This is a genomic window from Kiloniella laminariae DSM 19542, assembly GCF_000374005.1.
Classification (GTDB): domain Bacteria; phylum Pseudomonadota; class Alphaproteobacteria; order Kiloniellales; family Kiloniellaceae; genus Kiloniella; species Kiloniella laminariae.
Map to the genome: position 1 here is coordinate 1 of NZ_KB893150.1, position 8,083 is coordinate 8,083.

3 protein-coding genes and 1 pseudogene are annotated in these 8,083 nt (G+C 42.4%); 2 read left to right on the plus strand and 2 right to left on the minus strand.

Annotation, left to right across the window (positions count from 1 at the left end):
* The coding region (locus B152_RS0112900; protein WP_020592808.1) for an integrase core domain-containing protein at positions 1 to 249 on the plus strand (249 nt) is incomplete at its 5' end.
* Between the two features lie 3 nt (positions 250 to 252).
* Here the strand turns inward: B152_RS0112900 and B152_RS0112905 are convergent.
* Positions 253 to 7,218: a polymorphic toxin-type HINT domain-containing protein gene (locus B152_RS0112905; protein WP_020592846.1), complete on the minus strand. Its 6,966-nt coding sequence runs from the start codon at positions 7,216 to 7,218 to the stop codon at positions 253 to 255.
* Position 7,219: 1 nt separating this feature from the next.
* Positions 7,220 to 7,888, minus strand: a complete 669-nt coding sequence (locus tag B152_RS0112910) for a tetratricopeptide repeat protein (protein WP_211212203.1) — start codon at positions 7,886 to 7,888, stop codon at positions 7,220 to 7,222.
* Here B152_RS0112910 and B152_RS26225 point away from each other — a divergent pair.
* Positions 7,869 to 8,083 (plus strand): annotated as a pseudogene (locus tag B152_RS26225) (IS1595 family transposase); the annotation flags it as partial. The gene B152_RS0112910 and the pseudogene B152_RS26225 overlap by 20 nt on opposite strands.

Below are 8,083 nucleotides of genomic sequence, written 5' to 3' on the forward strand. Positions count from 1 at the left end.
CTTATGGCGTGGGCCGATAAGCACGGCATCCAGCTTGAATATATTCAGCCAGGCAAGCCACAACAAAATGCTTATATCGAGCGCTATAACCGCACGGTTCGTGGTGAATGGCTTGGCCAGTATATCTTTGAAACAATCGAGGAGGCACAGGATCTGGCCACACAATGGCTATGGACTTACAACAACGAACGCCCCAACATGGGCATTGGCGGTATCACGCCTGCAATGAAACTGAAAATGGCTGCGTAAATTCTACTGAATGAGCCCATTAAAAATGGGAGGATTACCGTATGACTCCCAAGTAACTATATAACCACCATCAGCAAGTGATGTTAAAGAGGCACTGTTCTGCCAATTCGTTGTCGTCGTATTTACCTGAGTTTCTGAACCTAGAGGGGTCCCATTTGCCGTATAACGCTGAAGATAAATACCATACTCACTGCCATCTTGTCCCTGAGATTGCCAAACAACAGCATATCCTCCATCTAAAAGGGCTTCGATAGAGGAGAAGAATTGATTCCCACTTGTATAAGTATTTACCTGTGTTTCTCCTCCAACAGTGCTTCCATCTGCAGCATAACGTTGAAGATAAATGCCATAGTCGCTACCATCTTGTTCTTTAGAGTGCCAAGCAACAACATATCCATTATCGACAAGTGTTGTAACAGAAGGTCGAGATTGCCAATTAGCGGTTGTGCTATTTATTCGCGTTTCAACATCAATCGGTGATCCATTGGAATCAAAGCGTTGGAGGTAGATACCATTATTGCTCCCATCTTGTTCTGCTTCCCATGCAACGACATAACTTCCGTCTTTGAAAGTCGCAATTGATGGCTTTTTTTGTTCTTTTTCTGATGTTGTGTTTACTTTAACTTCAATATCATGGATTGGGGCGATTACTTTATTCGTAAAAACTAAATCAAGATCGTTACCAGCCTGGACGAAGTTAATATCATCAAGTTCAATTCCCTGACCTAGTTTAATTTTGGCCCCTTGGCCTGTATTCCGAATTATATCAAATCCATCGCCTGCATTGTAATGATATTCGTCCCCATCACTGTTGCCACCGATAAGTATATCATTACCTGCGCCACCAGTAAGAATATCGCTTTCGGTTCCACCATCGATTAGATCATCACCTGCACCACCATTAATTCGATCATATCCGCCATTACCATAGATTTTGTCGTTATATTCAGTACCAACTATATTTCCATGGAAATAGTCATCGTAAATAACGACCCCTTTTATTTCCGGAAGAAGGCTCCCATCGGAGAGTTCAAAACTAATTTGGCGATCATCTCGGAAGAACCATTCTTTAATTTCAATTTGGTCTTCTGGCGATAAGATCACAACTAAGCTATTGCCTTGCTTAGTAAATGTTAGATCTTCAGCTGAAATTCCTTCACCATAAATCAACTTTCCGGTGCCGCTTATATTACTAATTACATCTTTTCCATCACCCAAATTATAATGATAAATCGTTGAAGTACCTTCTCCGTAAAGAGTATCAGCTCCCTTCCCACCTGTTAGGTGGTTTAGACCTCTCCATCCACTATAGAGAATATCGTCGCCATCTCCTCCATTAAGGATATCATCTCCGAAACTTCCTTTAATAATATCGTCACCGGCATCACCATTCAGGGTATCATTACCATACTCACCAAATAGAAGGTCGTTACCACTTCCTCCATTGATAACATCATCCCCATCCTGCCCAAGAAAGACATCATTCAAAACTGTCCCAGTCAGAGTATTATTGTTATTATCTGCAATAGTCAGGTTGACGTTCGTTCCATCTGCAAGTTCGAATGCAACTTGATGCTTTATATCATGGAACCAGTTCTTAATGACTACAGCACTCTTTGCCCCAACATTCTTCGCAACAGTAAGATCATCACCATTAGAGCCAAACTCTAGATCTTTAAGCCCTATTCCTGAGCCGAAAATCACCTTGCCGTTTAATCCGTTATTAAAGATGTAATCTGTGCCATCACCATAATTACTCCTGTAAATATCGCCATTGCTATCTCCCCCGTACAGATAATCTTGACCCCTGCCTCCAATAAGTTCATCAGCACCAGAGCCTCCTTTGAGGGTATCTTGGCCATCTCCACCAATGAGGGTGTCATTACCATCTAGTCCAACAAGAGTATCATCATAAGAAGTACCATTAATTACGTTTGCTTCCGAATTCCCTTTAATAGTTAAGCCTTCAAGAGCGATGGCAGTTCCATCATTAAGCTCAAATGATACTTTGTTCTTATCGTCAAGATACCAATCTTTAATTGTCGCGTCTGAATAAGCTGAGGGAGGAATATTTTTTGTAAAAACTTTATCGTTACCATTTTCGGTAGAAATCCATGAAATTGAATAGCTCCCATCGGCCAAACCAACAACATCTGCATGGCCTGAAGCCTTATTGGTATTTATACTAATTTCAGGACCTACAGGCTCGCTTTTATCATTAAACCGTTGAGAAATAAATTTTCCAGGAGAACTGCTTCCCTTTTCCCACAACACGACAAAACCGCCATCAGCTAGGGGAGAGACTTTAGGATCTACCTGAAAATCTTCTATGTAGGTATTTACTACAACCTCAGAACCAACTTTCGTTCCACTTGCGTCATATCGTTGCAAAGAAATTCCGTACGAATCTCCATCGCTATTAAGGGATGCCCAAGCAGCCACAAATCCGCCATCACTCAGGGATGTCGTCGTTAATTTTATACTTTCGTTACTAACAGTTATTTCTGAACCAACTGGGCTAAAATCCTTGTCATATCGTTGAATCTTTCCATTACCAGGGAAGGATGCACTCGTACCAGTATTCCAAGTTAAAACATAGTCACCATCTTTCAGAATGATGAGAGAGGGATCATTTCCTGGGTTATTTATTTTCTTTTCAGCACCAATTACAATTCCTGAAGGGGTATATTTTTGGACGAAAACTCCTAAACTGGAATTCCATAGAACAACATAATCACCATTGGGCAAGGATGTAACTGAAGAGGAGTAAGCTGTGCCGTCAGTTATTTCAGTAACTAATACATCATCTTCTAAACCAACATAATATACTTTTAGGTCATTATTGATCTTCTCAAAAGTTATATGAGGAGCACGAATACCTTCTCCAAAAACAACCTTTCCATTTACTCCATTATTTATAATTACATCATGACCATCACCCCGATTGAAACGATAAGTATCACCGTTACTTTCACCGCCAATAAGGAGATCATCACCGGCACCGCCTGAGAGAGTATCCGCCCCTAGGCCTCCATTGATGATGTCATTTCCACCATTACCTTCGATGACGTTGTCGCCATCATCACCAGCAAGGCGGTCGCCGTTGTCGGAACCACGGAGGTTTTCTATGTTGGTCAGGGTATCATTAACGGCTTCGTCGGTGAGGAGTCCAAGGGAATAGATAAATCCACCATCGGCTTCTTCATGGGTTGCCGTTGCGCCGTTAGAGCCATAGCTGCCAGCCATGACATCAAGGCCAGATATCCAGTTATATGAACCCGCGACTTGTCCATCTATGGAAACAACGGATGCACCAGTGTATTTATCATACCCAAAGGAAACCTTGTGCGTGGTGCTGTCTGCGATTTTGACCGTAAACTGCCCTTCCAGACTGCCATCGGCCCGGTGATAGCGAATAATCGCGGTATCACCGTCAAAGGAAACATCCAGATAAGCCATATCCTGCGGACGCACTTCTCCTGCGCCCAAATTATGCTGTACAGAAAGCAACGCACCAACAGTGGCGGAAACGTCCGTGCCGCTATCCAGCGCAAGCGATGTGGTTGCCCAACCAGATGCCGCGGCAATAGCCGCCAGAGTATAGGCAGTGGAAAGCTCCGCGCCCTGATGCAGCGCCCGTTTGTTATTCAGCGCATCAATGGCTACCGAGCCAGAACGCCGGGTACTGTCTATTTCGATTTGCAGCTGATCGTGTTGACGCCCGCCACCGCGTTTGAGATCAACATCAACACCGTAGAAAGCATCTTCATAAGAAGCAGTATCTATACCTGCACCACCATCAATGCTATCTGCACCAAGGTCACCTTCGATAACATTATCAGTGGAATCACCGATTAGAGTATCATCGTGGTAGGAGCCTTGAATATTCTCGAAATTAGAGATTGTATCACCTTCGGCATGCCCACCTGATGCTGCACCCGTTTGAAGGTTAACATTTACGCCTGTATCAGAACCTTCGTAATTAAGTGTATCAACACCAGCACCGCCATCAAGAGCATCAGCACCAGCACCGCCATTTATTACATCACTACCAGCTTGACCAGTAAGGGTATCATTACCGGCAAGGCCATACAGTCTTGAACCAGCAATTTGCGAGGTTAAATTATCATCATAGGTAGAGCCTTCAGCATTTTCAAATCCACTAAAAACATCTCCATCAGCATGTCCGCCAGAAGCTGTCTGATCTTCTAAATCAACAACAACACTTTCATTAGAAGAAGAATATGAGATTGTATCTTTCCCAAGTCCTCCATCTAATGTGTCTGCTCCGGCAGCTCCTTCAAAAACATTATCGTTATCATCACCTGTCAAACTATCGTTTTGTGAAGAACCAATCAGGCTCTCTATAGAAACTAGTTGATCACCTTCAGCGTGCCCTCCGCTAAAAGTACGTTCTTTCAAGTTTATTGAAACACCTGCATTGGAGTTAACGTATGAGGCAGTATCATTACCAAGACCTCCATCAAGAAAATCTGCACCAACATTGCCTTCAATCAGGTCATTCCCACCATTACCAAAAAGAACATTATTCTGCGTATTTCCTCTAAGAATATCACCTCTGGTTGATCCTATAGCCCCTTCAAAGTTTACTATAGAATCACCGGTTCCGTCGCCACCACTGACAGTATTCGACGATAGGTCGATTTCTATACCCTTTTGGGACGTTTCATAAGATACTAGGTCGAAACCATCAGAGCCATCCAAGGTGTCTTCTCCCTGACCACCTTGGATAATGTCGTTTCCTGTTCCGCCTTTGATATCATCATTTCCGCCTTGGCCATCGATATAGGCGTCTTTTGAACTATTGTTGCGAAAGACATCATTTCCATCATTGCCCAAAGCATTTTCAGCTTGAATTACATTTAAGTCTAAATTTACAGCTTGTGCAGTTGATACAAATATCCAGTCGTTGCCTTCTCCTGCACGAATATCTGCTTGATTATCTTCTGCATCGACAAATAATCGATCATCCCCCGCACCTGCGTGGAATCTATCTGCACCAAGACCGCCAACCAATAGATCGTCACCATCGCCAGCTCTTAGGATATCATCTCCGTCTTCCCCTCTTAGGCTAATATCCTCACGACCTTGATAAGAGAAATCATCATTCCCTTTATTCCCAATAGCGGCCTCAATGTTAGATGCATTAAGGTTAAGGGTAACTGCAGATTGGTTAGAGACGATTGCAACATCATATCCTTCACCACCATCAATAGATGCATCATCAGAATCTATGTAGAGAGTATCATGCCCAGCACCACCTTGAAGGCTATCTATACCAGAACCGCCAGATAGCGTATCGTTTCCACTCCCCCCAGTAAGTGTATCGTTATTATCTCCACCGCTTAGCAGGACATCAACTTGTTCACCAGCACTTAAATTATCTGATTGGTCACTTCCAAAGAGAGCATTAACTTCTAAATCACTAGCAGAAGCATCTAACGTCACACCCGCATCTGCAAAATAATAGGAGATGCCACCTTTGACTTTAAATTTTACAACTCCTTCACTATTCTCGAAACGACTACTAAAATCACTAGTTTGAAGAGCAACATCACCAACTAAAGATTGAGAACCATCTGTTTTCGTTAAAGATGTCGTTCCTAATAATTGATTATTTTCAATCTGTGTTGTTGCCTTAACAACAGATAAATTTACAGATTCAATGCCCCACTCAGCTAGGGTTTTTAATTCATTATCGTCAACGGCCCCATTTTGGTTTAAGTCTTGCCAGATACGAAATTTATCAAAATCCGCATCTTGATTATCTAACACGCCGTCCAGGTTTGTGTCATAAAGTGCCGCTACTGCCTCTAGATCCGTATCGTCTTCTTCTGTTTGAGCTGCTATGGCCAGTTCATCTCCAATAATGTTACCATCGTTATTTATATCAATAACGAGGAAACCATCTTCTGCGTTAACCCAGCCTACTTTTTCTTCATAGCCATCCCCATCCGTATCAAAGAAAACAGCAGCTTCTTCTATATCAACTAATGCAATTTCACCATCACCATTTAGGTCAACTGCTATTGGCATGGTCTTTACATTATGAACCCGGATATTATTCGCTACATAGGTATTGAATGGTTCTACTGTAAAGTTGAAAACAGGCTTCTTTTCCGACAATCTCTCAATGTAATCAATTATGACTTTTTCGCCATTCGAATTGACTAAATTTTCTCCTGGTGAAAACTCTCCAATGGCTTTATAAGTGCCAGATTCAGTAAGGAACCTATGCGCTTCTGTTACTTCTAAAATACCATTTACAGATAAAACCTCACGATCATCGTAATTATATTTAGCAACAACAACACCTGAAGATAGTTTACCTAAATTATCAAATGCAGCAACTTTATCGCCTTCTTTAATGGATGAAATAACTTTTGTTGTGCCATCAGCCATCAATATAGGGGTCTCAGCTACAAAACAATTTCGCCCACCGCTTGTAGCCCCGCCCCCGACATCAGATCCAGGTGCTCCGCCCCCAAGGCCATCTCTCCCTCGACCTTCATCATTGTGTCGATCAAAATACCCATCGGATGTTGTAGATGTGTCATCAGTATTATCAGGAGGCGTTTCTGGCTCAGGTTCTTCAGTGAACCAGTCTACGATAGACTTCACTGCATCCGCTAATGTAGGTACAGAGAATTTCTCTTTCTTTTCCTCCTCCGTTAAACTATCGAAATGTCGATTTTTTAATTCTCGATCAGTCAATTTCGCATAATACTCACCATATATATTTGCAAGTTCATCTGCGAGTACTGAATCGACAGCATGTTTTCTGCCTTGTTTCCTTAAATCTCTATGTGTTGGAGCTTTCCATCCGTCAACAGGTTCAGGGTCGAATGACTGCATACCAGGAATATCATTTATTGCCTCCTGATAACTATCAGCATAATCTTGAATAATATCGCTTCGATCTTGCATATTGCGATCAAACTCACCCATTTTACTCCCCCCTTTTTTCAAAAGCTTTATCCGACCACTCTTCTGCTTTTTTAATATCTACAGGAACGCCCAATCCATTCCGATAAGCCTTGGACAACAAAAGTTCTGGAGCTCCAGCTAAATCGATCAAACCCTTTTTTTCTAAGGTCATAACTTGCTCTAAATGCTTGATAGCTGTTTTGTATTCGTCTTGAGTGCTAGCAACCCTGAATAAGGTTAATGCATATAACGCCATTGATTTTGGATCTTGAGAAGCGGCTGCTTTTTTTAACCAAAAAAGTGATTTGACTTCATCTTTTTCGAGAAGATCGCCTTTAAGATACATACGCCCGAGGAGGACTTGAGAAAAAGTATTATCTTTCTTGGCCGCAGTTGTTAATAAATCTAATGCCCGTTTTTTATCATCGGCGTATTTACTCTCAAGCAATAGAATATACCCTAACTCTCCAGTAGCAGCTGAATTACCCTGATCAGACGATTTACTATAAAAATAGATTGCATGGTTAACATCGTCATATTGCTCATTAAAAAACACACCTGCCAAATGAGTTGCATTAAGATTTACAATTTCAAATATATGAGGCTGAAACTGGCGAGTGATACTGAAATTATTTTTGGGGCTGAAGTAGCTAAGAATCTCTGGAGGTTCTATGATAGCTACGATGTACACCCGCAAAAGTCGGCTCACAGCCCGCCAGCAAAGTAGGCTGATCGAACACTTCGTTGTCGGCAGCACGGCTCGTGCCGCCGCCGAGATCGTGGGCGTTCAGGCCAACACGGCGATCCGCTTTTTCATGCGCCTGCGCCAGCTCATCGCCAGCAAGCTGCCGAGCTACCAACTGCATGGAGAAGTCGAGGCTGACGA

Coding starts and splice junctions, on each gene's coding strand:
- B152_RS0112905 (WP_020592846.1), bottom strand. CDS start 7,218: ATGGGTGAGTTTGATCGCAATATGCAAGATCGAAGCGATATTATTCAA.